The organism is Reyranella sp., from assembly GCF_965279625.1.
Classification (GTDB): Bacteria; Pseudomonadota; Alphaproteobacteria; order Reyranellales; family Reyranellaceae; genus Reyranella.
In genome coordinates this window covers 3,006,802-3,032,349 of record NZ_OZ257251.1, presented here as the reverse complement: position 1 = coordinate 3,032,349, position 25,548 = coordinate 3,006,802, and the positions used below count along the sequence as shown (strand labels likewise).

Below are 25,548 nucleotides of genomic sequence, written 5' to 3'. Positions count from 1 at the left end.
AAATGGCCGAGTTCACTCTTCCCGCCAATTCCAAGGTCGGCGTCGGCCAGACCTACGCCGCACCGGCGGGCGCCAAGAACATCCGGAAGTTCAAGGTCTACCGCTGGACCCCGGAAGACGGGAAGAACCCGTCCGTCGACACCTATGAAGTCGACATGGACACCTGCGGGCCGATGGTTCTCGACGCGCTGATCAAGATCAAGAACGAGATGGACAGCTCGCTCACCTTCCGGCGCTCCTGCCGCGAGGGCGTGTGCGGTTCGTGCGCGATGAACATCGACGGCACCAACACGCTGGCCTGCACCAAGTTCATCGACGAGGTGAAGGGCGACATCAAGATCTACCCGCTGCCGCACATGCCGGTGGTGCGCGATCTGGTGCCCGACCTCAACGTGCCCTACGCCCAGCTCACCTCGATCGAGCCGTGGCTGAAGTCGACCACCCAGCCGCCGACACGCGAGCGCCTGCAGTCGCCGGAGGAGCGCGCCAAGCTCGACGGCCTGTGGGAATGCATTCTGTGCTTCTGCTGCTCGACCTCGTGCCCCAGCTACTGGTGGAACGGCGAGCGCTATCTCGGCCCGGCCATCCTGCTGCAGGCCTATCGCTGGATCGCCGACAGCCGCGACGAAGCCAAGGGCGAGCGCCTCGACAATCTCGAGGATCCGTTCCGGCTCTATCGCTGCCATACGATCATGAACTGCACCAAGACCTGCCCCAAGAGCTTGAACCCGGCCAAGGCGATCGCCGAGATCAAGAAGCTGATGGTCGAACGCACCATCTAAGCGGCTCGCCTTTTGCTATGCTGAAGCCACCGGGGACAGACAGGGGGCTTCAGCAATGTCATTCAAATCCATCACGGCCATGGCCGCGCTCACCGGCGCGGCGGCGTTTGCCTCGGGGCCGGCGTCGGCCGGCCAGACCTTCGACGCGGTCAAGGCCAAGGGCTTCGTCCAGTGCGCGGTCAACACCGGCCTGGCGGGCTTCTCGTTTGCCGACAGCCAGGGCAAGTGGACCGGCCTCGACGTCGACCTCTGCAAGGCCATCGCCGCGGCGATGTTCGGCGACGCCGAGAAGGTCAAGTTCACGCCGACCACCTCCCAGCAGCGCTTCGTCGCCCTGCAGTCGGGCGAGGTCGACGTCATCACCCGCAACGCCACGCAGACGCTGCTGCGCGACACCTCGCTGGGATTTAACATCGCGGGCGTCAATTTCTACGACGGCCAGGGCTTCATCGTGCCGGCCAAGAGCAACATCAAGAGCGCCAGGGATCTGAACGGCGCCACGGTCTGCGTGCAGCCGGGAACGACGACCGAGCTCAATCTCGCGGACTATTTCCGCAAGAACAAGATGACCTTCAAGCCGGTGCTGATAGAGAAGCTCGACGAGCTGCTGCAGGCCTATGCCTCCGGCCGCTGCGACACCTACACGACCGACGCGTCGGGGCTCGCCGCGGTGCGGGCCGGCCAGCTCGCCGGCAAGGGGGAGCATGTCATCCTGCCCGAACGCATCTCCAAGGAGCCGCTCGGCCCGATCGTGCGCCACGGCGACGACCAGTGGTTTGATCTCGTGAAGTGGACCCTGATGGGCATGATCGAGGCCGAGGAGATGGGCATCACCTCCAAGAACGTCGACGAGATGCTGAAGAGCGACGATCCCGCCGTGAAGCGCTTCCTCGGCGTCACGCCGGGCTTCGGCAAGGCCGCCGGTGTCGACGAGAAGTGGATGTACAACGTCATCAAGCAGGTCGGTAACTACGGCGAGAGCTACGACCGCCACGTTGGCCCGGCCACGGCGCTCAAGCTCGAGCGCGGCCAGAACGCGCTGTGGACCAACGGCGGCCTGATGTACGCGATCCCGTTCCGCTGAGACCTTACGGCGTTAACGCGCTGCTCCGATCATAGCCTTCCTCCCCCGTCAGACGGGGGAGGAGAAGAGAGGAGGGCGAATTTCAGATCATCTCGCGCTAAGGCGTGAGATCGAACCGCATCTTCTTGATGCGGCCGGTGGAGACTTCGAGGGCGGCGATCTTGCCGCTGCGATCGCGGACGAGATGGGCGAGCTGGGTGGCCTTGATCCAGCTGCCCGGCGATTCGACCTCCACCGTCTCGGCATCGAGGCCGCGCACGATCCACGGCGCGCCGCCCGAGATCAGCGGTCCGCCGACCTCCATCGTCCAATCCGCGCCGTCGCGGCCGATGCGCCAGACGGCGGCGCAGTCGGACGATACATAGGTGCCGGCAAGGTCGGCCGGCACGGTCGCGCGCTTGGCGAGCTTGCCGAAGGTGATGATGCGGCCGGCGCCGAGATCGACCTTCAGCGTGCCCTTGGGGCCGGGCTTCAGGGCGAATTCGTAGGAGCCGCGCTCGGCCGCCAGCCAGCCGCCGGCGCGCCGGCCCAGCGCGAAGGGCATCCCGTTCTGCGTCACGACGGCCTCGCCGTTGCGCCACGCCAGGTCGAACAGCGACGGTTCTGCCGCGTTGAACCAGGTGCCGGCGAGCGGCTTGATCTCGGCGGCCGTGATCGGCGGCAGCGCCGGCTTCATCCTCCTGTCGTCTTCCAGCGCCAGCGCGGCGATGGTGCGGGCGCGCCGCCACGGATCGATGCTGCCGAGGTTGGCGATGACGACGACGGTGAGATCGGCCTTCGGCACGCGCAGGAATTCCGTGCGGAAGCCCGGCCACAGGCCGCCGTGACCGACCGTCGACAAGCCCCGCAACTGCTCGACGGCGACGCCGCGGCGGTAGTTGTTGGCCTTGCCGCCGGTGAGGGGCGCAACGGCCGCGAGTTGCGTGGGCAAGGTCTTGCCGAGCGTCGGTCTGTCGAAATGCCGGCTCCAGATCAGCAGGTCCTCGACGGTGGACGTCAGTCCGCCTTCGCCGCCCTGCGGATAGGCGTGCGCGGCGCGCCGGAAACCCTGCTCGGCGTCGCCGAGATAACCGGTGGCGAGATTCGGGATCACCGCATCGATCTCGGCGACCAGCGAGGTGTGCGCCATGCCGAGCGGCTTGAAGATGCGTTCGGCCAGCACGTCGCCGAGCTTCTTCTTTGCGAGCTTCTCGACGATCAGGCCGAGCAGCAGGAAATTGGTGTTGCTGTAGAGGAAGCGGCTGCCGGGCGCGAAGTTGAGATGGCGGTTGCGGGTGCAGGCGTCGAACAGGTCTTCGGGCCGTGCCGGCCTGTCGAGCCCGTGACCGCCGAGGCGAAGCAGCTCGAGGAAATCGGGCAGGCCGCTCGAATTGCGCATCATCTGGTCGATCGTGACCGGCAGCGGCGGCAGGTCGGGCAGGTACTTGTGCGGCGGATCGGAGAGCTTGAGCTTGCCTTCGGCCGCCAGCATCAGGGCGGCCGTCACCGTGAACTGCTTGCTCACGGAAGCGATGCGGAAGCGGGTGTCGGGACGGATCGGCACGCCGAGCTCGACGCTGGCCAGGCCGAAGCCCTTGCAGAATGCGATCTCGCCGCCGCGCATCACGCCGACGACGGCGCCGGGCGAACCGGGCTTGGTGTAAGGGGCAAACAACGCGTTGACGCGGCGCTCGAAGACGGCGGATTCAATGGCTTTCGACATGCAGGCCAGTCAATCGAAGCGGCTCGCCCTTGTAAAGGCGAGCCGTTAGGCTCGCGCAAAGAGTCGGAAGGAAACGCGCGATGGATCGTCAGTTCGTCAGGATCGAGAAGGGGCTGGGCCCGCAAGGGCGCATCGCCGTCGTGCGTTTCGACCGCGGCGACGACATCAATGCGCTCAGCCAGCAGGCGATGCGCGAGCTGCGCGACGTGCCGCGCGAGTTCGAGGACGATCTCGAAACCTCCGTCGTGATCCTGACCGGTTCGGCCAAGGCCTTCTCCGCCGGCTTCGACCTCAAGGATGGCGACGGTCGCGCTCGCGATGGCCTGCCGATCGGCGAACGCATCCATCGCCAGCGCCTGGGACCCAGGATGTGCAAGGCGTGGCAGGACATGGACCAGATCACGATTGCCGCGATCGAGGGTCACTGCATCGGCGGCGGCGCGGCGTTGGTCGTGTCGCTCGACTTCCGCACTTGCGGCCGCTCGGCGCATTTCCGCATTCCCGAGATCGAGCTCGGCATGAACATGAGCTGGGGCTCGATCCCGCGCATGCTGGCGCTGATGGGCCCGGCGCGCACCAAGCAGGCGGTAATCCTGGCGTCGGACCGGATCGGTGCGGCGCAGGCGCTGGACTGGGGCCTCGTCGAGAATGTCGTGGACGACGGTCAGGCGCTCGCCGCGTCGATGGAATTCGCCGAGCGCATCGCCCGCCAGCCGCCCATCCCCGTGCGCATGACCAAGACCACGGTCAACCGCCTCACCCATGCGCTCGACGATCTCGGCAGCCACATGGATGCCGACCAGAACGTGCTGACCGGCCTGACCGAGGACTACAAGGAAGGCACCGCCGCGTTCCGCGAGAAGCGCAAGCCGTCGTTCAAGGGACGTTAGCTGGGGGCGCGCCACTAAAGCGCGGGGGTTACCCCGCGCGGAGTGGCGCGTCTTCATCGTGATTAACAGTCGCGCCACTGGAGTGGCGCGCCCCCAGCGCTAGAGCTTCCGCGTCGGGAGCTGGTCGACGATGGCCTGGCGCGCCGGGTCGTCGAGCATGGCCCAGCGGCCGATCTCGTCGATCGTGCGCCGGCAGCCGAGGCAGAGGCCGCTCTTCTGGTCGAGCTTGCAGATGCCGATGCAGGGCGACATCACGCGACGGACCACGGACGATGGCGACGACGTCATGGAGCGGTCAGGGCTTCTTGCCGAGTTCCGCGAGCTGGTTCTGCAACTCGTCGAGCTTGCGCTTCAGGTCGTCGATCGCGGCTTCGCCGGAGGGGGCCGCCGCGCTCTCCGGCCTGGCCGGTTCGTGGCCATTGGCGCCCGCAGGCGACGAAGAAGGCGCCGGCGCGGAGGCCTGCCCACCGGCAGCAGCCTGCCCGCCGGGCGCGGTGCCGAACGGGTTGAACATGCGCATGGCATTCTCGAACATCGCCATGTTCTGCTTGCCCATCGACTCGAACTGCTGGAACGGATTGAAGCCGAAGGCATTCTGCATGTAGCGCCGCATCTGGTCCTGGTTGCGGGCGAACTGCGTCATCGACATTTCGAGATATTGCGGCACCACGCCCTGCAGGCTGTCGCCGTAGAAGGAGATCAGCTGGCGCAGGAACGGGATCGGCAGCAGCGTCTGGCCGCCCTTGCTCTCTTCCTCGAAGATGATCTGCGTCAGCACCGAGCGCGTAATCTCGTCGCCAGTCTTGGCGTCGTAGACCACGAAGTCGGTCTTGTCCTTCACCATCTGGGAAAGATGATCCAGCGTCACATAGGCCGAGGTCGCGGTATTGTAGAGCCGTCTGTTCGCGTACTTCTTGATCACCACCGGTGCCGCTTTCGGTCCACCGTCGGGTACTGCCTGGTCGGCCATTACGCTTCGCTCCTTTAGCTCCCGCGCGCTGTGAACGCTCGTTTACTCAGGGACGGCCACCTTAGCGCCGATGCCGCAGTGCGACAACCCAACCTTCGCCGATGGAAGCAGCGTTGGCGCGGCTATGCGTTATAGTGCCGACATGGTCTCCGGAAACGACGACAAGACGGCCGGTACAACCGAGTCCGGCGCCGAGTTCGACGGGCTGGCCCGGCGCTATCTCGATCTGTGGCAGGCCCAGCTGGCGGGCCTCGCGTCGGATCAGGCGGTCACCGAGCAGATTGCCCGCCTGTTCGCGGCCGCGAATTCCCAGGTCGCTTCGGCATTGCAGGTTGCGCAAGGAGCGTCCCATGCAGGTACGACTAGGTCCCCGTCCGCTGCCGCTCCATCTGGGAACGGCCCTGATGACGTGGGCGAGCTCCGAAAGCGCGTGGAGTCTCTTGAAGCAAGGCTCGCCGACCTCGAAGCCCGCCTCCGAGGTTCCTGAATCGCTCGCGGCCCTGCTGCCGGAAATTGCCGCGCTCGAGGCCAAGGCCGGCGCCGGCCAGTTCGAACAGGCGCTGCAGCGCGAGATTCGTCGGCGCCAGGTCCGGCTGGCCGATGGCGTGCTCGCCTATCAACGCAACGACGTCCATCGCACGCTGGTCGATCCGCCTGCCGTCTGGCGTGAAGGCAATACGCGCCTGCTCGACTACGGTGCCACCCATCGCGCGTCGCGCAAGCGCGGGACGCGCGCGGTGCTCGTGGTGCCGTCGCTGATCAATCGCTGGGAGGTGCTCGACCTGACGGCGGAGAAGAGCCTCATGCGCGCCATGGCGGCGCAGGGGCTGCGGCCCTATCTGGTGGACTGGGGAACGCCCGACGACGAGGAACGCCGCTTCGACGCCAGCGCCTATGTCGCGCGCCTCGAGCGGGCGCTGGGTTATGTGGCCCGGCGGGCCCGGCGGGCGCCGGCGGTCCTCGGCTACTGCATGGGCGGCACGCTCGCCGTGGCCCTGGCGGCGCGCCGGCCGCGTCGCGTCGCCGGCCTCGCGCTGATGGCGGCACCGTGGGATTTCCATGCCGACCGAACGGGGCAAGCCTTCCTGCTCTCGACCGGCCCGCTGCTCGCGGAGGTGGCCGATCGCGTGGGTGAATTGCCAGTCGACATCCTGCAGACCCTGTTCTGGTCGCTCGATCCGTGGCTCTCGGTGAAGAAGTTCGGGCGTTTCGTGGGGCTCGATCCCAAGGGCGAGAGTGCGAAGGAGTTCGTTCTGCTCGAGGACTGGTTGAACGGCGGCGCGCCGCTTGCCGGTCCGACGGCGCGCGACTGCCTGGTCGGCTGGTATGGCGAGAATACGCCGGGTCGCGGCCAGTGGGTCGTCGGCGGGAAGCGCATCGTGCCGTCGAAGATCAAGCTGCCGTCGCTGGTCATGATCCCCTCGGGCGACCGCATCGTGCCGCCGCTCTCGGCCGCCGCGCTGGCGGATCCGAATAAGGGCCTGAAGAACGTCACCCGGATCGACCTGCCGCTCGGCCATATCGGCATGGTCGTGAGCGGGCGTGCCCGCGAACTCTGCTGGAACCCTCTGATGGAATGGCTGGCGGCGCTTCCGTCCCGGCGCTCCCGTGTCGCCGCCGGCTAGAGCCATCGACTGGCGCGTACCGGCGATCTGGGCGGTGCTGCTCACCGTCTCGGTGTTCGCCCACGCCCATGTCGAGATCGCCAACGAAACGGCGCGCGGCGTGCGGATGTCCTACGGCGCTGCGTTGGCGATCCAGATCTCCAGCCATCTGGTCGTGGCGGCCCTGCTACCGGCGATCTACTGGCTGCATCGACGCTGGCCCATCGCCGGCCATCCGCGCAACCTGCTCATCCATGTCGCGGCGGTCGTACCGTTCAGCATCGTCCATACGGTCGGCATGGCGGCGCTCAGGTTCGTGTGGTTCGGGGGAGTGCTGGGCGAGACGCATAGTTTTCCGCTCACCTTCGACAGGATGCTCTACGAATTCGCCAAGGACCTCATCGCCTACGGGATGTTGAGTGCCGGCGCGGTGGCGCTGCGCCACGTGCTGGCGCGACCGGTTCCGCCGGTGATCGCGGAAGCCGTTGCGAAGACCGAGCCGCCGCCGTCGGAACCCCTGCCCGAGCGATTCGCCGTTCGCCGCAAGGGCCGCGAGGTCATGGTCGAGGTGGCCGACATCGACTGGATCGAGGCGTCGGGCAACTATGCCGTGCTCCATGTCGGCGACGAGACGTTCGAGATCCGCTCCTCGCTCACGAAGCTGGAAGGCGAGCTCGATCCGAAGCGGTTCGTCCGCGTGCACAAATCCCACCTGGTGAACATCGCCCGCGTGGTCGAGGTGACGCCCTGGGTGAGCGGCGACTGGCGCATCCGGCTGCAGAGCGGCGCCGAGGTCAATCTGAGCCGGCGCTATCGGCAGCGTTTCGAGGCCCTGGCGCCCGTCAGGGCCTGACCGGACGTCCCGCGGCGCCTGCCGGTCGTCCCACCGGACGCGCCGGTCGTCACAAACCGACACGAAATCAAAGACTTGGGGAGTAGGCCGAGGGTATCCACCACCCGGAGCTCGCGATGCCCCCTGCCGTCCATGTGGCCCGCCGTGCCGATCTCGACTGGCTGCGGGTGCTCGCCTTTGGGCTCCTGATCTTCTACCACGCCGGCATGGCCTGGTCGGGCTGGAGCTGGCACGTCACCAGCCCAGAGAGTCTCGACGGATTGCGCGAGGCCATGCGGTTCCTGAACCGCTGGCGCATGCCGCTGATCTTCGTGGTCTCGGGCGCGGCCATCATGCTGGCGCTGGGCGATCGCACGCTGGCCGCCTTCGTTCGCGACCGGCTGAAGCGCCTGCTCTTGCCGCTGGCCTTCGGCATGGTCGTGATCGTGCCGCCGCAGGTCTATCTGGAGCGGGTGTATCGTGGCCAGGTCACCGGCTCGTTCCTGGAATGGCTGCCGCACGCTTTCGACGGCATCTATCCGAAGGGGAACCTGAGCTGGCACCATCTCTGGTTCCTGGCCTACGTGCTGGTCCTGACTCTGCTCCTGCTGCCCGTCTTCCTGTGGGCCCGGTCGCCCTCGGGACAGGCAGTCGTCGCGAAAGCCGGCCGGATCGCCGCCCGCTTGGGCCTCCAGTGGACGATGGTCCTGCCGCTCGCCGCTTCGACCCTGTGGCTGGCGCCGATCTCGTGGAACATCAACGGGCTGGTCGGCGACTGGCACGGCCTCGTCTCCTGCGGCGCGCTGCTGCTCTACGGCGCCTTCCTCTTCGGGTCGTCCGATCTGCTCCGGGCCTTGCAACGCCAGCGCCTTGTCTCGCTGGCCGTCGGAATCGCTGCCTATGCGATCCTCTATGTTGGTTTCTTCGCGGGGGCGGTCCGGCCGACCATCTCCCCGGAGATGCGGCCGGCCTTTGCGCTGCTGTCGGCGGTCAATGTCATGGCGTGGCTGTTCGCCATCATCGGCTTCGCGCACCGGTATTTGACCCGGCGGCCGGCGTTTCTGTCGGAGGCGACCGAGGCGGTCTATCCGTTCTACCTGATCCACCAGACGGTGACGGTCGTGGCCGTCTACTGGCTCCTGAAGATCGGCGCCCCGCCGGTCCCGGGCTTCATTGCGGCGGTGGTGGCGACCTTCGCCGGGACCTGGTTGATTTACGCAGGCCTTGTGCGCCCGTGGCGCTGGATCCGGCCGCTGTTCGGAATGAAGCCAGCCCCTCCCGGCGAGCGGCGGTCCTTGCCCCGCCGCGCGGCAGGCCTATAAATATCCGCAAGGGCGGCCTGCCAAGGAGGATTTCATGACGGACATCGTTATCGCGAGCGCAGCGCGCACGCCAATCGGCTCGTTCAACGGCGCGTTCGGCGCCGTGCCGGCACACGATCTCGGCAAGGTTGCCATCAAGGGCGCGCTCGAACGCGCCAATGTGAAGCCCGAGGAAGTCGACGAAGTCATCATGGGCCAGATCCTGACCGGCGGTCAGGGTCAGAACCCGGCGCGCCAGGCGGCCGTCAACTCGGGCATCCCGGTCGAGAAGACCGCGCTCGGCATCAACCAGCTCTGCGGCTCCGGCCTGCGCGCCGTTGCCTTCGGCTGGCAGGCGATCCGCAACGGCGACGCCAACATCATGGTGGTCGGCGGCCAGGAGAGCATGAGCCAGGCGCCGCACGCCGCCTATATGCGCGACGGCACGAAGATGGGCGAGTTCAAGATGCTCGACACCATGCTGAAGGACGGGCTGTGGGATGCCTTCCACGGCTATCACATGGGCAACACCGCCGAGAACGTGGCGCAGAAGTTCCAGATCACGCGCGCCGAGCAGGATGCGTTCGCCGTGTCGTCGCAGAACAAGGCCGAGGCGGCCCAGAAGTCCGGTCGCTTCAAGGACGAGATCGTCCCGGTGACGGTGAAGACGCGCAAGGGCGAGGTCGTCGTCGACACCGACGAGTTCCCGCGTCACGGCACGACGATCGAGACGCTGGGCAAGCTGCGTCCGGCCTTCACCAAGGAAGGCGGCTCGGTCACCGCCGGCAACGCCTCGGGCATCAATGACGGCGCCGCCGCGCTGGTGCTGATGAGCGCCGACGAAGCCAAGAAGCGCGGCATCACCCCGCTGGCGAAGATCGTGTCGTGGGCGACCACGGGCGTCGATCCGTCGATCATGGGAATCGGCCCGGTCACGGCCTCGCAGGCCGCGCTGAAGAAGGCCGGCTGGACGGTCAAGGATCTCGACCTGGTCGAAGCCAACGAAGCGTTCGCCGCCCAGGCGGTCGCCGTCGGCAAGCAGCTCGGCCTCGACGAGACGAAGCTTAACGTCAACGGCGGCGCGATCGCGCTCGGCCATCCGATCGGCGCCTCGGGCGCGCGCGTCCTGACCACGCTGCTCTATGAAATGCAGAAGCGCGACGCCAAGAAGGGCCTCGCCACCCTGTGCATCGGCGGCGGCATGGGCATCGCCATGTGCGTCCAGCGCGACTGATCTTCGCTCGACGCTTGGAGATCAAACGCCCGAAGGATCGCTCCTTCGGGCGTTTTGTTGTTCAGGGGTTGTAATAGCTGCCGACATGGGTGCCCGCGCGGACGAGACGACGCCCGTCCTCCTGCGACAGCCAGGTCAGCTGCGCGTCGTTGACGCCCTTGGGCTGCACCAGCAGGAAACGCGTCTCGCCCGCCACGACGGTGATGATCAGTTCGCTGCTCTCGTCGCTGCCGAAGGCGCGCAGATCGTAGGGATTGGGCGGCAGGTCGAGGCGCATCCAGGTCGAGCCCGTGAGGCCCCCGACGGGATGGCGGCTCATGGAGATCGGGATGCTCGGCGCGTCCGGCGGGGCGGTGTCGCGCACGATGTAGAGCGCGGCCATGCCGTCCTTGGCGACCGGGAAGGACGTCGTGCCATAGGCCTGGTACCAGGGCGACGGCGAGTTCTGGCAAGCGGACAGGGAAAGCGCCATCAACGCGACGCCTAGAAACTTCTTCATGCAACGACCTCCGCCGGCAAAGTCCGACGGACCGGCCTGCGGGTCAAGCCTCAGGCTGTCGCTGGTGCCGGCAGGACGCGCAGGCGTGCCAGTGGTGACAGGATGATGACGAGGGTCGACAGCGCGAACGCCACCGCAATCAACAGCAGGGCCGCGTGCATCCCGGCGTGTGCCGCCACCAGCCCGCCGACCAGGGCGCCCAGCGGACGGACGCCGTAGATCGCGGTCTGCACCGTGGCGTTGACCCGGCCCATCAGCGGCGACGGCGTTACGAGCTGGCGCACCGTCGTCTGACAGATCAGCCAGAGCATCGGCCCGAACCCCACCAGGAAGTAGCCGCCCGCCGAGAGGGCGAAGCCGTTGCCCGAAGGGGCCGCCAGGAAGAGGAAGGCGGCGACCACCGACACGGCGGGTCCAAAGATCAGGGTCACGAACGGCGGCAGGCGGCGGGCCGTCGCGGGTGCCATCAGCGCCCCCAGGATCAGCCCGGCGCCATAAGTCGATTGCGCGAGGCCCATATGCGCCGGGTCGAGGCCGAGCGGTCCCAGTGCCAGCGGCGCCCAGATGGCAAGCAGCGCGAAGAACGCGAAGTTCCAGAAGATCGCGCAGAGGCTGATGCCACGCAGCAGCTCGTTGCGCACCACGAAGGCCGCGCCGAGGCGGATGGCGCTGGCGAGGGTTGGACGGTCGCCCTGCGTCGTCGGGGCCGTGCCTTCCGGCAAGGCGAGCACGCAGACCAGCGCCAGGGCGGCCCCCAGGGCTGCCAGCGCATAGCCCCAGGTCGGCGATAGATGCTGGGCGAGCAGGCCGGCCACGAATGGAGCCGCGAGACTGACGACGGCACGCGCCAGTTCGAGACGCGCATTGGAGCGGGGCAGGTCGCCGGGCGCCACGAGGCTCGGCAACAGCGAGACCGAGGTCAGGACATAGACCACGGTGCCCGATGCGCCGGCGACGGCGGCGAGGCCCAGCAGGACGACATAGCCGGTGGCCGCCGCTGCAACCGCAACGATAGAGGCGGTGAGGCCGAGCGCCAGCGCGACGATCAGCATGCGGCGTCGCGGCAGGCGGTCGATCCAGGTGCCTGCCGGCAGGGAGACCAGCAGCCAGGCGGCACTCTGCGCGGCGACCAGCAGGCCGAGCAGGTCCGGACCGGCGCCCAGGACGAGGGTCGCGGTCAGGGGCAGGGTGGCGAGCGCCATCTGGTCGGCGGCATGGGTCCCGGCAGCGGCGCCGAGCAGGGCGGTGAAAGGCTTCATGACGCCGTTCTAGGGCCGCGATGCCTGCGGTCTCTATCCGGTGGCGTCGTCCAATTCGAACTTCTGCGGCGACATCAATCTGACGCTTGCCCGAGATGGGGGATAACCGGCTAGACTGTAGGGGCGATATCTCCAGGGAGGAAAAAATGGCCGGACGGATTGCAGTCGTGACGGGCGGAACGCGTGGCATCGGCGGTGCCATCTCCCGGATGTTGAAGGACAAGGGCTACAAGGTCGCCGCGACCTACGCCGGCAATGACGAGGCGGCGCAGAAGTTCAAGGCCGAGACGGGCATTGCCGTCTACAAGTTCGACGTGTGCGACTTCGATGCCTGCCAGAAGGCGGTCGCGGAAATCGAGAAGGATCTCGGTCCCGTCGAGGTGCTCGTGAACAATGCCGGCATCACCCGCGACTCCACGATGCGCCGCCTGACGCGCGACATGTGGGAGGCGGTGATCGACACCAACCTCGGCTCCTGCTTCAACATGAGCAAGGCGGTGTGGGACGGCATGAACGCGCGCGGCTTCGGCCGCATCGTCAACATCGGCTCGATCAACGGCCAGGGCGGCCAGTACGGCCAGGTGAACTATGCCGCCGCCAAGTCGGGTATCCATGGCTTCACCAAGGCACTGGCCCAGGAAGGCGCGCCCAAGGGCATCACCGTCAATGCAATCGCGCCGGGCTACACCGACACCGACATGGTGTCGGCGGTGCCGGCCAACGTGCTGGAAAAGATCGTGGCCAAGATCCCGGTCGGACGGTTGGGCAAGGCCGAGGAAATCGGCCGCGGCGTGATGTTCCTGATCGCCGACGATGCCGGTTTCATCACCGGCTCGACCCTGTCGATCAACGGCGGCCAGCATATGTACTGATACGAGCCTGGCATCAGCTTGATACTGACACTAGCTTGATACTGACCAGGCGGCGCGAAAGCGCCAAGATGGGCCGGCACATTGCCGGCCCTTTTCATTCGTGGAGCAACCATGGCCAAATTGACCGAGTACGAGGACATGAACCCGCGGGCCAAGGCCGTCGTCGAGGGTATCGCCACTGCGCGCGGCATCGATCCGGCGGGCATCAATAATGTGTGGAAGGCGCTGGCCCGCCATCCCGACACGATGGAGCGCTTCGCCGCCGAGATGAAAGCGGTGATGACGCCGGGCGCGCTCGACGGGCTCACCAAGGAGCTGATCTATCTCGCCGTGTCGGTCGCCAACCAGTGCGACTACTGCATCAATTCGCACGGCTACATGGCGCGCCAGAAAGGCATGACCGAGGAGATGTTCGACGAGTTCATGGCGGTCGTGCTGGCCGCGCAGAAGGGCAACAAGATCGCGACGGGTTATCGTGTGCCGATCGACGAGGCCTTCGAGGAGAAGTGACGTGAGCGACGCCAAATCCACGGTGTGGGATGCCAACCTCTACCTGAAGTTCGCCGATCATCGCACGCGGCCGGCGCTCGATCTGATGGGCCGTCTCGATCCGGCCAACGGCGCGCGGCCGGGCCATGCGATCTACGATCTGGGCTGCGGCGCGGGCAACATCTCGCGCATCCTCGCCGAGCGCTTCCCGGAATCGCCGGTCATCGGCATCGATTCGTCGGAGGAGATGCTGGCCAAGGCGCGCAGCCAGACGGTCGATGCCCGCGTCACCTTCGCCAAGGGCGACCTCGCGCATTTCGAGCCCAGCTTGCCGCCCGGCATTCTCTACAGCAACGCCGCCTATCAATGGCTCGACGGACACATCGACATGTTTCCGGGATTGCTGAAGCTTCTGCCGTCGGGCGGCCAGCTCGCGATCCAGATGCCGCGCAATCACGAGGCGCCTTCGCATGCGTCGATGAACGAAGCGGCGCAGGCCGGTCCGTGGCGCGACAAGCTCACCAAGGTGCGTCCGATCGTTCGCGTCGAGGAGCCGGAACGTTATTACGACGTGCTGAAGCCGCTCTGTTCGGACCTCGAAGTGTGGGAGACGATCTACCAGCAGCCGCTCACCGGGAAGGACCCGGTGGCGCAGTACACCTCGTCGACCGGGCTGCGACCTTATCTCGAACTGCTGCAGGAGCCGGAGCGCACGCAGTTCTACGAGGCCTATGCCGCGCTGCTGCGCAAAGCCTATCCGACGCGCGCCGACGGCATCACGCTGTTTCCCTTCCGCCGTCTTTTCATCGTGGCGCGCCGCGCATGATCGTGCGTCGCCTGCTGGGTGTCGCGCTGCTGCTGCTCGCGGCCTGTCGTGTGCCGGCCGTGCAGGCGGCGCCACAGTCGATGGTGGCGGCCGCCCATCCGCTGGCGGTCGAGGCGGGGTTGGAGGTTCTTCGTCGCGGCGGCACAGCGGTCGACGCGGCGATCGCCGTCCAGATGGTGCTGGGCGTCGTCGAGCCGCATGCGTCGGGGATCGGCGGTGGCGGCTTCCTGCTGCACTACGATGGCACGAGCCACGCCATCACCGTCTATGATGGGCGCGAGACGGCGCCCGCAGGTGCAAGTCCGACCATGTTCCTAGCACCCGGCGGCAGGCCCCTGGGGTATCGCGAGGCCGTGGCCTCGGGCATCTCGGTCGGCGTTCCCGGCGTGATGGCCATGCTCGAACTCGCGCACAAGGAGAAGGGCAAGCTTGCCTGGGGCGAGTTGTTCGGTCCGGCGATCGCCGCGGCGCGCGACGGCTTCCCGGTCTCGTCCCGTCTTGCCGCCTGGCTGCAGAGGATTCCGGCTCTGCGCGAGGAGCCGGCGATCCGCGAGACCTACTTCGATGCCGACGGAGCGCCGCGCAAGCTGGGCGAGCGTATCGCCAACCCGGCGCTCGCCGAGACGATGGGCCTGCTGGCCGCCCAGGGCGCGCGCGTCGTGTACGAGGGCCCGGTCGCGGCCGAGATGGTGGAGCGCGTGCGCAACCATCGCCGGCCGGGCACACTCTCCGCCACCGATCTCGCCGACTACAGACCGATCAAGCGGGAACCCGTGTGCGGGCCCTATCGCATCTGGGTCGTCTGCGGGATGCCACCGCCCTCGTCGGGCGGGATCGCGATCCTGGAGGTGCTCGGTCTGATCCAGCCTTTCGATCTCCAGCGCGATCCTCCCAACGACCTGAAGTCCATCCATCTGATCGCCGAGGCGAGCCGGCTGGCTTTTGCCGACCGCGACCGCTACGTCGCCGATCCCGCGTTCGTCGACGTGCCGGTGGCCGGCCTGCTGTCGCCCGCCTATCTCGCGGAGCGCCGCAAGCTGATCTCGCCGGACCGCAGTATGGGCGAGGTCGGTCCCGGCGTGCCCCCGGGCTATGTCGAGCGCGGCACCAGCCATATCAGCATCGTCGATCGCTGGGGCAACGCCGTCAGCTTCACCACCACGATCGAGGCGCCGTTCGGCGCTCACATCATGGTGCGGGGCTTTCTCCTGAACAACGAACTCACGGATTTCTCGCCCCTCCCCGAGCTTGCCGGGAAGCCGGTCGCCAACAGGGTGCAGCCGGGCAAGCGGCCGCGCTCGTCCATGTCCCCGACCTTCGTCCTCGACCGGGAGGGCAAACTGGTCGCGGCCCTGGGCTCGGCCGGCGGGGCCAGGATCATCGGCGACACGCTGCAGGCTCTGATCGGCATGCTGGACTGGGACCTGTCGGCGCAGGCCGCCGTCGACCTTCCGCGGGTGGCCAACCTGAACGGGGCGACCGAACTGGAGGAGGGCACGCCGATCGCCGACCAGGCGGCCGCCTTGCGCGCGCTGGGCCATGAAGTACAAGTCCGCCGGCATGAAGGCGGCCTGACCGCCATCCGGCGCAACGGCGACGGGTGGGAAGGCGGCGCCGATCCGCGGCGCGATGGCGTCGCCCGAGGAGAATAGAATTGGCCCTGAAGAAGCTCCCCACCGTCATCCTGCGCGCCGGCGAGGATCGCCGCGTCCGCTCCGGCCACCCCTGGGCCTTCTCCAACGAGATCCTGATGGACGCCGACGCCAAGGCGATTCCCGCCGGCAGCCTGGCCACCCTGCGGGCGCCGGGCGGTGAGGCGCTGGGAGTCTGCACGTTCAACCCCCATTCGCTGATCGCCGCCCGCCTTCTCACCACGAACCCTGAAGCCCAGATCGACGCGCTGTTCTTCGGGCGCCGGCTGGCCCAGGCCGCGGCCTTGCGTGATCGGCTGGTGGGCGTTCCCTATTACCGCCTGATCCATGCCGAGGCCGATGGACTGCCGGGCGTGATCGTCGACCGGTTCGGCGATTCCTTCGTGGTGCAGGTCAATACCGCCGGCATGGACGCGCTGACGCCGGTCATCCTCGAGGCGCTGGAGGCGGAGTTCTCGCCCAGGACGATCATCCTCAAGAACGATTCGCCGGTGCGCGTGCTCGAGGGCCTGCCGCGCGAAGTCGTGGTGGCGAAGGGCGAGGCCGGCAGCATCGAGCTGATCGAGAACGACGCCCGCTTCGTGGCCGATCTCTCCGGGGGGCAGAAGACCGGCTGGTTCTACGACCAGCGCGACAACCGGCGCTTCATGGCGGGGCTGGCCAAGGATGCGCGCGTCCTCGATGCCTATTGCTACAGCGGCGGCTTCGGTGTTCTGGCGGCGACGCGCGGTGCGAAGTCGGTGCTTTGCCTCGACCGGTCGCAGCCCGCCCTCGACGCCGCCCAGAAGGCGGTCGAGCTGAACAAGGTCGAGAAGATCGTGTCGCTCCAGAAGGGCGAAGTGTTCGAAACGCTGGAGAAGCAGAAGCCGCGCAGCTACGAGGTCGTGATCTGCGATCCGCCGGCCTTCGTGAAGAACCGCAAGGACCTCAAGATCGGCGCGCAGGGCTATCGCAAGCTGGTGCGCCTGGCGGCGCCGCTGGTCACCAAGGGCGGCTTCTTCTTCGTGGCGTCGTGCTCGCATCTCGTCGATGTGCCGCTGTTCGCCGAGCAGGTCCGCCGCGGCTTGCGCGACGCCGAGCGCAATGGCCGCATCCTGCTGAGCAGCGGCGCCGCGCTCGACCATCCGATCCATCCGGGCCTGCCGGAGACGGCCTATCTGAAAGCCATGGTGCTGCAACTGGACTGACCAGGAGAAGTCAGGGGGGAGAGGGGATGTCGACAATCACAATGGGCCGCCGCTGTCTGCTGGTGGCAGCGGCGATGCTGGGCCTCGCGGGCACGGGCTGTTCGATTCCGGATCGCGACGACGCGGTGCCGCGCCTGCAGACGGAGCGGGCGATGCCGCTCGGCATTCCCAATGCGCGCTTCTATGCCGATGGCGATGCCAGGCTGATGGTCGAGGAAGGAATGCGATCGGGCGTGCGCGAGGCTGCCGCCCTGCGTGCCGGGGGCAGGACGCCGGCGCAGGCGCCGCCCGCCTACTTCCTTGCCGTATCCGGCGGCGGCGACAACGGCGCCTTCGGCGCCGGGATCATGAACGGCTGGACGGCGGTCGGGACACGCCCGACCTTCAAGATGGTCACCGGCGTCAGCACCGGCGCGCTGATCGCGCCCTTCGCCTTCCTGGGGTCGGCTTACGATCCGCAATTGCGCGAAGTCTATACGACCATGACGCCGGACAAGGTCTATCGCCGGCGCGGTCTCACGGCGGCCCTGTTCGACGATGCGATGGCCGATACGGGACCGCTCGCGGAGATCATCGCGAAGTATGCCGACCAGAAGATGTTCGACGCGATCGCGGCCGAGTACAACAAGGGCCGGCTGCTGATGATCGGTACGACCGATCTCGACGCCCAGCGGCCGGTGATCTGGAACATCGGCGCCATCGCCGCCAGTGGGCATCCGGGCTCGCTCGATCTCTTCCGCAAGATCCTGCGTGCGTCGGCCGCCATTCCCGGCGCCTTCCAGCCGGTGCTGATCGATGTCGAACTCGACGGCAAGAAATATCAGGAGCTGCATGTCGACGGCGGTGCCATCGCCCAGCTCTTCCTCTATCCGCCGTCGATCGACATCGCGAGCCTCAAGCGCGAGCGGCATGCCTACATCATCCGCAACGCCCGACTCGATCCGGACTATGCGATGGCCGAGCGGCGCACCATCACCATCGCCGGCCGCGCGATCGCGACCATGCTGGCGGCCAGCGGCGTCAACGACGTGCTGCGGACCTACTTCATCTCGCAGCGCGACAAGGTCGACTACAACCTCGCCTATATCGGGCGTGATTTCGAGGCGCCGAAGAAGGGCGAGTTCGACCAGGCCTACATGAACGCACTCTACGAATACGGTGTGCGCGAGATCGTGGAGGGTCGCGCCTGGCACAAACACCCGCCGGGCCTCGCCTCGCCGGCCGCCGTCCCGACGCGTTAAACTCTGCGGGTGGCTGGCACGACTCGTGCCTGCATCCCTGGGAACGATGGAGAGGTGCCGTGGACAAGAATACGATTGAGCTGCTGGCGCACCGCGCCGGTCTCGCCAGGGCATTGGCCGAATTTCCCGAAGACGTGACGGTCGCCGCAAAGCAGGCCGCCGACGTGGCGCAGAAGATCAAGCGCCCGGCCGATCCGACCGCCGAGCCGTGGCCGCCGATGAAGGCGGGGACGACGCTATGAGCGACCTGCACTGGATGACGGTGGACGCAGCGGCCCGCGCCATCGCCGCAAAGGAGCTTTCGCCCGTCGATCTCACCAAGGCGCTGCTCGATCGCATCGAGCAGCTCGATCCCAAGCTCAACGCCTTCATCCGCGTCGATGGCGATGCCGCGATGGCGGCTGCCCTGGCCGCCGAAACCGAGGCCCAGTCGGGCCGGCTGCGCGGGCCGCTGCACGGCGTACCGGTCGGCATCAAGGACATCATCAACGTCGCGGGCCTGCCGACGACCTGCCATTCGAAGGTCCTGCAGGACAACATGGCGACCGCCGACGCGGTCTGTGTCGAGAAGCTGCGCGGCGCCGGCGCCATTGTGCTGGGCAAGCTCTCGACGCACGAATTCGCCATCGGCGGGCCGAGCTTCGACCTGCCCTGGCCGCCGGCGCGCAATCCCTGGAACACCGATCATCATCCCGGCGGCTCCTCGTCCGGCTCCGGTTCGGGCGTCGCGGCCGGCCTGTTCCCGATGGCGCTGGGGACCGATACCGGCGGCAGCGTGCGCAACCCCGCAAGCTGCTGCGGCATCGTCGGCCTGAAGCCGACCTACGGTCTGGTCTCGCGCCGCGGCGTCTTCCCGCTCTCCTTCACGCTCGATCATGTCGGGCCGATGACCCGCACCGTCGCCGACAATGCGCTGATGCTGGAAGCGATCGCCGGCCACGATCCGCTCGATCCCGGCAGTGCGGCGGCGGCGCAAGGCCATTACGGCGCGGCGCTCGACCGCGGCATTCGCGGCCTGCGCGTGGGCTTCGTGCGTCATTTCCACGAGATCGACACGCCCGCGAACCCCGAGGTCACGGCGGCCCTGGAGCATGTCGCGCGCAGCTTGCAGGTCGAAGGCGCCGAGGTCCGCAACATCACGTTGCCGGCGCTCGGCGAGTTCGGCGCGGTGAACCGCGTGATCCTGCAGAGCGAGGCCTGGTCGATCCACGGACCGTGGCTGGGCGAACGTCCCGGCGACTACGGGAAGCTGGGCCGTCAGCGCCTGATGGCAGGCGCCTTCATGAGCGCGGGCGATTACATGCTGGCGAGCCGTCGTCGCCTGCAGATGATTGCCGAGGTCGAGGCCGCATTCCGCGAAGTCGACGTGCTGCTCTGCGCCAGCTCGATGGACCCGGCCTGCCGCATCGAGGATACGGCCGAGGTTGAGCGCACCTATCCGCGCCAGGCCCGCACGCCGTTCAACGTCACCGGCCACCCGGCGCTCGCCATGATGGCCGGCCTCTCGGTCGGCGGCATGCCGGTCTCCGTGCAGTTCGTCGGCCGCTACTTCGACGAGGCGACGGTCTTCCAGGTGGCGCGCGCCTGGGAGCGCGTCGCCGGGACGGACAAAAAACATCCCCCGATCCTCTGATCGGGGAAATTATTCGTTCAATTAGTTCTTGTCGTCCGAGCGGGCCTTGCCGGCCCGCCCGGCGGGCGCAACATACCGCCCCATGACCCAGAAGAAGCTTCGCCTCGGCGCCTTCATGCGCCCTGTCAGCATCCACACCGCCGCGTGGCGCTATCCCGGCGGCACGCCGGACGCCAACTTCAATCTGAAGGCGCTGGTGCAGTACGCGCAGACGCTGGAGCGCGGCAAGTTCGACGCCTTCTTCATGGCCGATCACCTGGCCGTGCTGAACATGCCGATGGACGCGCTGAAGCGCAGCGCCACGGTGACCTCGTTCGATCCGCTGACCCTCCTGCCGGCGCTGGCGATGGCCACCAAGCATCTCGGCCTGATCGCCACCGCCTCGAGCACGTTCGAGCCGGCCTACACGATCGCCCGCCGCTTCGCCTCGCTCGACCATATCAGCGAAGGCCGGGCCGGCTGGAACCTGGTGACGACGTCCAATCCCGATGCCGCGCTGAACTTCGGCCTCGACGACCAGATGCCCCATGCCGAGCGCTACGCCCGCGCCCGCGAGTTCTTCGACGTTGTGACGGGCCTTTGGGATTCGTGGGCCGACGATGCGTTCGTGCGCGACGTCGAGAACGGCATCTACTTCGATCCGTCGCGCCTGCATGTGCTCGACCACAAGGGCAAGTACCTGAAGGTGCGCGGGCCACTGAACATCGCCCGGCCGGTGCAGGGCTGGCCCGTCATCGTGCAGGCCGGCGCCTCGGATGCCGGCCGCCAGCTTGCCGCCGAGACGGCGGAGATGGTGTTCGCCGCCGGCGGCCCGATCGACGGCGCCCGCGCCTTCTATGCCGACGTGAAGGGCCGCGCGGCGAAGATCGGCCGCAATCCCGATCACATCAAGATCCTGCCCGGTGCCTTCGTGGTGGTGGGCGATTCGCTCGACGAGGCGAAGGAAAAGCGCGCGCGGCTCGACAGTCTCGTGAACTATGACAGCTCGATCGCCGCCGTCTCGATGGCGCTGGGCGTCGATGCCCGCACGTTCGATCCCGACAAGCCGCTGCCCGACGACATTCCCGAGACCGAAGCCAGCAAGAGCGGACGCGACCGCGTCATCGAACTCGGCAAGCGCGAGAACCTGACCGTGCGCCAGATCGCCGGCCGTCTGGGCGGCTATGGCGGGCTCGGCATGCTGGGCACGCCGGCGATGATCGCCGACCAGATGGAGGAGTGGCTGGTGACGGAAGCCTGCGACGGCTTCAACGTCATGTTCCCCTACCTGCCGGGCGGACTCGACGATTTCGTCGACAAGGTCGTGCCCGAGCTGCAACGGCGCGGCCTCTTCCGCACAGAGTATGAGGGCACGACGCTGCGCGAGAATCTCGGCCTGCCGCGGCCCGAGAACCGCTTTTTCGCGGCAACGGCCAAGGCGGCGGAGTAAGCTCCGCGCCCATGAGCTTCGAGATCGAGGTCGGCAGCGCCGACGATGTGCAGCGCATGGCCTCCTGGGCCAATGACGAAAGCTGGAACCCCGGCAACACGGATGCCCACGCCTTCTTCGCGGCGGACCCCAGTGCATTCCTGATCGGCCGCCTCGACGGTGAGCCGCAGGCCTGCATCTCCGTGGTGAAATACGGCGCTGGCTTCGGTTTCCTGGGCTTCTACATCGCCCGGCCGGCGGTGCGCGGGAAGGGCTATGGCATCCAGGTCTGGCGCGCCGGCATGGCGCGGCTCGCGGGGCGCAATGTCGGGCTCGACGGCGTCGTGGCGCAGCAGGGCAATTACAAGAAGTCGGGATTCCGGCTGGCGTGGAACAATATCCGCCACGAGGGCGCCCCGCCGTCGGGAAAGCCGCCGGCCGGCGTCACCTTCGCTGATGCCCGCAGCATCGGTTTCGACCGGGTCGCGGCCTACGATCGCCGGTTCTTTCCCGAGGCGCGGGATTCGTTCCTGGCGACGTGGATCTCATTGCCCGAGCGTGCCGCCCTCGTCGCCCTGCGGGACGGCGAGATCGTGGGCTTTGCCGTGATGCGCGCCTGTGCGGCGGCCTCGCGCGTCGGCCCTCTCTATGGCGCCACGCCGGAGATCGCGTCTGCACTTGTGGGCGCGCTCGCAACGACGCTCGGCGCGACGGCCGTTGCGATCGATGTGCCCGATCGCAACAAGCCGGCGGTGAAGCTGGCCGAACAGATCGGCCTCAAGCCCTCGTTCGAAACCGCGCGCATGTACACGGGCGCGGACCCCGACGTCGACTATGCCGGCCTGTTCGGCGTGACCAGCCTGGAACTCGGCTGATTCATTGGAGCGCGCAACTCCAGTTGCGCTCATGTCTTGCTGATCGACAAAGCATGAGCGCCACTGGAGTGGCGCGCTCCGTTGTCTTCGTCGCGTCCTGGATCACTGCGCCTTCTTGATGTTCCAGAAGACCGGCGCCGGCGAGGACAGGCTGCCGGTCACGTTCTTGCGGATCGCCATCGGAATGTTGAACTGGCCGAGCTGGGCGAAGGTCGGATACTCCGACTCGCGCACCTGCACGGCGGTCGCCAGTTCCTTGCGCTTGGCCGGATCGGTCGTCTTGGCGAAGGCGTCGCGCAGTTCCTCGAGCTTGGCGTCGCAGGGCCAGCCGATCGCGGCCTTGTCGCAGGCGGCGCCGACGAAGGCCGACACGATGGGATTGAGCAGGTCGGCGGAGACCCAGGAGGTCATGAAGCCGCTCCAGCCGCCGGCGTTGAGCGGCTCCTTGCGTGAGCGGCGCGACAGCACGGTCTGCCAATCCATCGCCTGCATGTCGACGACGAAGCCGCCGCGCTCCAGCAGCGATTTCGCGATCGGCGTCAGGCGGCCGGTGTTTGTGTCGGTCGCGAACAACAGCACGACCGGCGTGCCGTCATAGCCTTCCTGCTTCAGGATCTCCTTCGACTTGGCGAAGTTCGACTCGAGCTTGTCCTCGAAGCCGGCATCGGTCGCGTAGGGCGTGCCGCAGATGAAGAGCGCCTTGCACTCCTTGAAGTATTTCGGGTCGTTGATGGCGGCGAGCAGGAAGTCCTTCTGGTTCAGCGCGTAGAGCGCGGCCTGCCGGATCTTGGCGTTGTCGAACGGCTTGTGCAGCACGTTGAAGCGCAGGCTGTACTGGCTGCCCAGCGGGTTGAGGTCCTTGACCTCGATGTTCTTGTCCTTCTCGATCAGCGGCAGCATCTCGATCAGCGGCTGTTCGAGGATGTCGATCTCGCCGGTCAGTAACGCGTTGGCCGCGGTCTGGGGATCGGGGATGTTCACCCACTCGACCCGGTCGACATAGACGGTCTTGCCACCCGACAGCGCCGATGGCGGCTCGGCGCGCGGCTTGTAGTCCTTGAACTTGTCATAGATCGCCTTTTCGCCCGGCCGCCACAGGTCGGCGCGGAACACGAACGGGCCGGAGCCGATGAACTCCTTGATCTGGGTGTTGCCCGGCGTCTCGGCGATGCGCTTGGGCATGATGAACGGCACGTTGGAACTGGGCTTGCCGAGCGATTCGATGACCAGGCCGTAGGGCTCGTTGAGGGTGAGCGTGAAGGTCTTGTCGTCGACCGCGGCCATGGCCTTGGTGAAGGTCATCAGCTTCTGGCCCATCGCGTCGCGCGAAGCCCAGCGCTTGATCGAGGCGATGCAGTCCTCGGCCGTCACCGGCGCGCCGTCATGGAACTTGAGCCCGTCGCGCAGGGTGAAGGTATAGGTGAGCTTGTCGTCGCTCACCTTCCAGCCTTCCAGCATCTGCGGCTTGACGTCGAGCTTCTCGTCGACCGCCAGCAGCGTGTCGTAGACCATGTAGCCGTGATTGCGGACGATGTAGGCGGTGGTCCAGATCGGGTCGACGATCTTGACGTCCGAATGCATGACGACCTTCAGCGTCTGCGCCTCGGCCGTGGCCGAGAGCAGCGCTGCCGTCGCCGCGGCCAGCGCCCATTTCATCTTCCGCATCATCTGCCTCCTTGTTCTCTCGGTTTCCCGATTCTATCGTCCCGTTGCGGTGCCTATGCAACAGGCATGCCTTTGCTGGAGCAGAATTCATGTCGATGCGGCCCGATTCGATCCGAAATGTCGCCTGGGCCGTGGTCCGGGACGGCAGCGAGCGACGTCACGTCTATCGCCGCGAGGTCGACCTGCATCTGAAGGATGGCCGCATCGTCGAGATCAGCCCGGCTGGCGCGCGTCCGACGGGGCCGGGCGAGACCGTGATCGATGGACGCGGAATGCTGGCGCTGCCGGGCCTCGTGAACATCCATTCCCATCCCTCGACCGAGCCCGGTTATCGCGGCGTGCGCGAGGATCATGGCGTGCCCGAACAGCAGATGACCGGCCTGATGGAGCGGCTGCAGGCGTTTCGCCTGGGCGACGACGGTCGCCAGGGCGCCGCGACCATGGCTTATTCCGAGATGCTGCGCGCCGGCACCACGACCGCCTGCGACGTCACCGTGCCGTTCGACGGCTGGCTGGAGACGATGGCGCAGAGCGGCATGCGTTTCTATGCGGCGCCGACTTTCGCGTCGGCTCGCTGGGGCATGTCCTCGCCGCAGACCGTGACCTGGAAGTGGGACGAGGCCGCCGGCCTCGCGCAGTTCGAGAAGGCCAGGCGGGTGATGGACGAGGCGGAGGCGCACAATTCAGGCCGCCTCGATGCCGTGGTCTTCCCGGCGCAGATCGACACCGTGACGCCGGACCTGTTCGCGGCGGGCCGCAAGCATGCCGACGAGTCGGGCCGCCGCTTCTCGACCCATGTCGGCCAGTCGGTCGTCGAGGTGCGCGAGATGATCCGCCGCCACAACATGACGCCCATCCAGTGGGCCGCGCAGAACGGACTGATGAAGTCCGACACGATCATGGCGCACTGCATCCTGCTCGACGACCATCCGCAGATTAACTGGCACACGCGAAAGGACCTCGACCTGATCGCCGAGGCCGGCGCGTCGGTGGCGCACTGCCCGCAGCCCTTCGCGCGTTATGGCCTGGCGATGGACCATGTCGGCCGCTATCGCGCGCGCGGCGTCAATGTCGGCCTCGGCACCGACTGCGCACCGCACAATCTGATCGAGGAGATGCGGCTCGCGATCGTCGCAGGCCGCCTGATGAGCGAGGACATCCGCAGCCTCGACACCGCCGGCGCCTTCGAGGCCGCGACCTTCGGCGGTGCGGCGGCACTCGGCCGCGACGATATCGGCGCGCTGGCGCCCGGCATGTCGGCCGACATCGTGCTGGTCGACCTCAACCATCCGCTGATGCAGCCGGCGCGCGACCCGCTGCGCTCCTTCGTCTTCCATGCCGCCGATCGCGCGGTGCGGACCGTGCTGGTGGACGGCGAGATCGTGCTGAAGGACGGCGATCCGGTCCATCTCGATCCGGTCGCGGCCATGGAACGCCTGGCCGAGGCGCAGGCCCGCATGCTGCGCGATTCGGTCAAGCTCGACTACGCCAACCGTCCCGGCGACGAGATCTCGCCGCTGTCGCTGCCGATTGCGTAACCTTG

The 25,548-nt window shown here is 67.3% G+C and carries 25 protein-coding genes; 18 read left to right on the top strand and 7 right to left on the bottom strand.

Annotated features, from left to right (window positions below; translation table 11 throughout):
* The first annotated feature begins 2 nt into the window (after positions 1-2).
* Positions 3-782 carry a succinate dehydrogenase iron-sulfur subunit gene (locus ACQY78_RS14770; RefSeq protein WP_298318337.1) on the top strand — a complete coding sequence of 260 codons (780 nt, stop codon included), beginning with the start codon at positions 3-5 and terminating at the stop codon, positions 780-782.
* Between the two features lie 55 nt (positions 783-837).
* Positions 838-1,866 (top strand): amino acid ABC transporter substrate-binding protein, encoded by a 1,029-nt coding sequence (locus ACQY78_RS14765; RefSeq protein ID WP_428676257.1) that lies wholly within the window; start codon positions 838-840, stop codon positions 1,864-1,866.
* Between the two features lie 97 nt (positions 1,867-1,963).
* Here ACQY78_RS14765 and ACQY78_RS14760 read toward each other — a convergent pair whose 3' ends face one another.
* Positions 1,964-3,568 carry a serine hydrolase domain-containing protein gene (locus tag ACQY78_RS14760; protein ID WP_428676255.1) on the bottom strand — a complete coding sequence of 535 codons (1,605 nt, stop codon included), beginning with the start codon at positions 3,566-3,568 and terminating at the stop codon, positions 1,964-1,966.
* Positions 3,569-3,648: 80 nt separating this feature from the next.
* On the opposite strand from ACQY78_RS14760, the gene ACQY78_RS14755 reads away from it, so the two are divergent.
* Positions 3,649-4,458, top strand: a complete 810-nt coding sequence (locus ACQY78_RS14755; RefSeq protein ID WP_428676253.1) for an enoyl-CoA hydratase/isomerase family protein — start codon at positions 3,649-3,651, stop codon at positions 4,456-4,458.
* Between the two features lie 99 nt (positions 4,459-4,557).
* Here the strand turns inward: ACQY78_RS14755 and ACQY78_RS14750 are convergent, their stop codons facing one another.
* The 3 genes from ACQY78_RS14750 to ACQY78_RS14740 all read right to left on the bottom strand — a co-directional run bounded on the left by ACQY78_RS14750 (position 4,558) and on the right by ACQY78_RS14740 (position 5,768).
* The gene (locus ACQY78_RS14750) at positions 4,558-4,746 is read right to left on the bottom strand and encodes a DUF1289 domain-containing protein (RefSeq protein WP_428676251.1); all 189 of its coding nucleotides are present in this window, start codon (positions 4,744-4,746) and stop codon (positions 4,558-4,560) included.
* A 7-nt stretch (positions 4,747-4,753) separates the two neighbouring features.
* Positions 4,754-5,428, bottom strand: coding sequence for a polyhydroxyalkanoate synthesis repressor PhaR (phaR, locus tag ACQY78_RS14745; RefSeq protein WP_428676249.1), 675 nt, complete (start codon positions 5,426-5,428; stop codon positions 4,754-4,756).
* A 61-nt stretch (positions 5,429-5,489) separates the two neighbouring features.
* Positions 5,490-5,768 carry a hypothetical protein gene (locus ACQY78_RS14740; RefSeq protein ID WP_428676248.1) on the bottom strand — a complete coding sequence of 93 codons (279 nt, stop codon included), beginning with the start codon at positions 5,766-5,768 and terminating at the stop codon, positions 5,490-5,492.
* Between the two features lie 10 nt (positions 5,769-5,778).
* Here ACQY78_RS14740 and ACQY78_RS14735 point away from each other — a divergent pair, with 10 nt between their 5' ends.
* The 4 genes from ACQY78_RS14735 to ACQY78_RS14720 all read left to right on the top strand — a co-directional run bounded on the left by ACQY78_RS14735 (position 5,779) and on the right by ACQY78_RS14720 (position 10,399).
* Entirely contained in the window at positions 5,779-7,053 is a 1,275-nt protein-coding gene (locus ACQY78_RS14735; protein WP_428676246.1) for an alpha/beta fold hydrolase, read from the top strand.
* The gene (locus tag ACQY78_RS14730) at positions 7,037-7,885 is read left to right on the top strand and encodes a LytTR family DNA-binding domain-containing protein (RefSeq protein ID WP_428676244.1); all 849 of its coding nucleotides are present in this window, start codon (positions 7,037-7,039) and stop codon (positions 7,883-7,885) included. Before ACQY78_RS14735 ends, ACQY78_RS14730 begins: the two co-directional genes overlap by 17 nt.
* A 116-nt stretch (positions 7,886-8,001) precedes the next feature.
* A complete protein-coding gene (locus tag ACQY78_RS14725) occupies positions 8,002-9,186 on the top strand; it encodes an acyltransferase family protein (protein ID WP_428676242.1) in 1,185 nt (394 codons plus the stop codon).
* A 34-nt stretch (positions 9,187-9,220) separates the two neighbouring features.
* Positions 9,221-10,399 carry an acetyl-CoA C-acetyltransferase gene (locus ACQY78_RS14720; RefSeq protein WP_428676240.1) on the top strand — a complete coding sequence of 393 codons (1,179 nt, stop codon included), beginning with the start codon at positions 9,221-9,223 and terminating at the stop codon, positions 10,397-10,399.
* A gap of 61 nt (positions 10,400-10,460) precedes the next feature.
* On the opposite strand, the gene ACQY78_RS14715 is transcribed toward ACQY78_RS14720, so the two are convergent.
* Positions 10,461-10,898: a hypothetical protein gene (locus ACQY78_RS14715; protein WP_428676238.1), complete on the bottom strand. Its 438-nt coding sequence runs from the start codon at positions 10,896-10,898 to the stop codon at positions 10,461-10,463.
* Between the two features lie 50 nt (positions 10,899-10,948).
* Entirely contained in the window at positions 10,949-12,157 is a 1,209-nt protein-coding gene (locus tag ACQY78_RS14710) for an MFS transporter (RefSeq protein WP_428676236.1), read from the bottom strand.
* A 146-nt stretch (positions 12,158-12,303) separates the two neighbouring features.
* Between ACQY78_RS14710 and phbB the strand changes: the two genes are divergently transcribed.
* The 10 genes from phbB to ACQY78_RS14660 all read left to right on the top strand — a co-directional run bounded on the left by phbB (position 12,304) and on the right by ACQY78_RS14660 (position 22,340).
* The gene (gene phbB / locus ACQY78_RS14705; protein WP_298318297.1) at positions 12,304-13,029 is read left to right on the top strand and encodes an acetoacetyl-CoA reductase; all 726 of its coding nucleotides are present in this window, start codon (positions 12,304-12,306) and stop codon (positions 13,027-13,029) included.
* A 111-nt stretch (positions 13,030-13,140) separates the two neighbouring features.
* Positions 13,141-13,539, top strand: a complete 399-nt coding sequence (locus ACQY78_RS14700; protein WP_428676234.1) for a carboxymuconolactone decarboxylase family protein — start codon at positions 13,141-13,143, stop codon at positions 13,537-13,539.
* Position 13,540: 1 nt separating this feature from the next.
* Positions 13,541-14,344 (top strand): methyltransferase domain-containing protein, encoded by an 804-nt coding sequence (locus ACQY78_RS14695; RefSeq protein WP_428676232.1) that lies wholly within the window; start codon positions 13,541-13,543, stop codon positions 14,342-14,344.
* The gene (gene ggt, locus ACQY78_RS14690; protein WP_428676231.1) at positions 14,341-15,996 is read left to right on the top strand and encodes a gamma-glutamyltransferase; all 1,656 of its coding nucleotides are present in this window, start codon (positions 14,341-14,343) and stop codon (positions 15,994-15,996) included. The genes ACQY78_RS14695 and ggt overlap by 4 nt, the downstream gene beginning before the upstream one ends.
* A gap of 2 nt (positions 15,997-15,998) precedes the next feature.
* Complete coding sequence (locus ACQY78_RS14685; protein WP_425068436.1) at positions 15,999-17,183, top strand: class I SAM-dependent rRNA methyltransferase; 1,185 nt, start codon at positions 15,999-16,001, stop codon at positions 17,181-17,183.
* Between the two features lie 26 nt (positions 17,184-17,209).
* Entirely contained in the window at positions 17,210-18,424 is a 1,215-nt protein-coding gene (locus tag ACQY78_RS14680; RefSeq protein ID WP_428676228.1) for a patatin-like phospholipase family protein, read from the top strand.
* 59 nt (positions 18,425-18,483) lie between these two features.
* On the top strand, positions 18,484-18,666 hold the full coding sequence (locus ACQY78_RS14675; protein ID WP_428676226.1) for a hypothetical protein: 183 nt from the start codon (positions 18,484-18,486) through the stop codon (positions 18,664-18,666).
* Positions 18,663-20,057: an amidase gene (locus ACQY78_RS14670; RefSeq protein ID WP_428676225.1), complete on the top strand. Its 1,395-nt coding sequence runs from the start codon at positions 18,663-18,665 to the stop codon at positions 20,055-20,057. Before ACQY78_RS14675 ends, ACQY78_RS14670 begins: the two co-directional genes overlap by 4 nt.
* 82 nt (positions 20,058-20,139) lie before the next feature.
* Positions 20,140-21,486, top strand: coding sequence for an LLM class flavin-dependent oxidoreductase (locus ACQY78_RS14665; protein WP_428676224.1), 1,347 nt, complete (start codon positions 20,140-20,142; stop codon positions 21,484-21,486).
* 11 nt (positions 21,487-21,497) lie between these two features.
* Positions 21,498-22,340: a GNAT family N-acetyltransferase gene (locus tag ACQY78_RS14660; RefSeq protein WP_428676222.1), complete on the top strand. Its 843-nt coding sequence runs from the start codon at positions 21,498-21,500 to the stop codon at positions 22,338-22,340.
* 102 nt (positions 22,341-22,442) lie between these two features.
* On the opposite strand, the gene ACQY78_RS14655 is transcribed toward ACQY78_RS14660, so the two are convergent.
* Positions 22,443-24,008, bottom strand: coding sequence for an ABC transporter substrate-binding protein (locus ACQY78_RS14655; RefSeq protein ID WP_428676220.1), 1,566 nt, complete (start codon positions 24,006-24,008; stop codon positions 22,443-22,445).
* An 86-nt stretch (positions 24,009-24,094) separates the two neighbouring features.
* Here ACQY78_RS14655 and ACQY78_RS14650 point away from each other — a divergent pair, with 86 nt between their 5' ends.
* The gene (locus ACQY78_RS14650) at positions 24,095-25,543 is read left to right on the top strand and encodes an amidohydrolase family protein (protein ID WP_428676219.1); all 1,449 of its coding nucleotides are present in this window, start codon (positions 24,095-24,097) and stop codon (positions 25,541-25,543) included.
* Positions 25,544-25,548 lie beyond the last annotated feature (5 nt).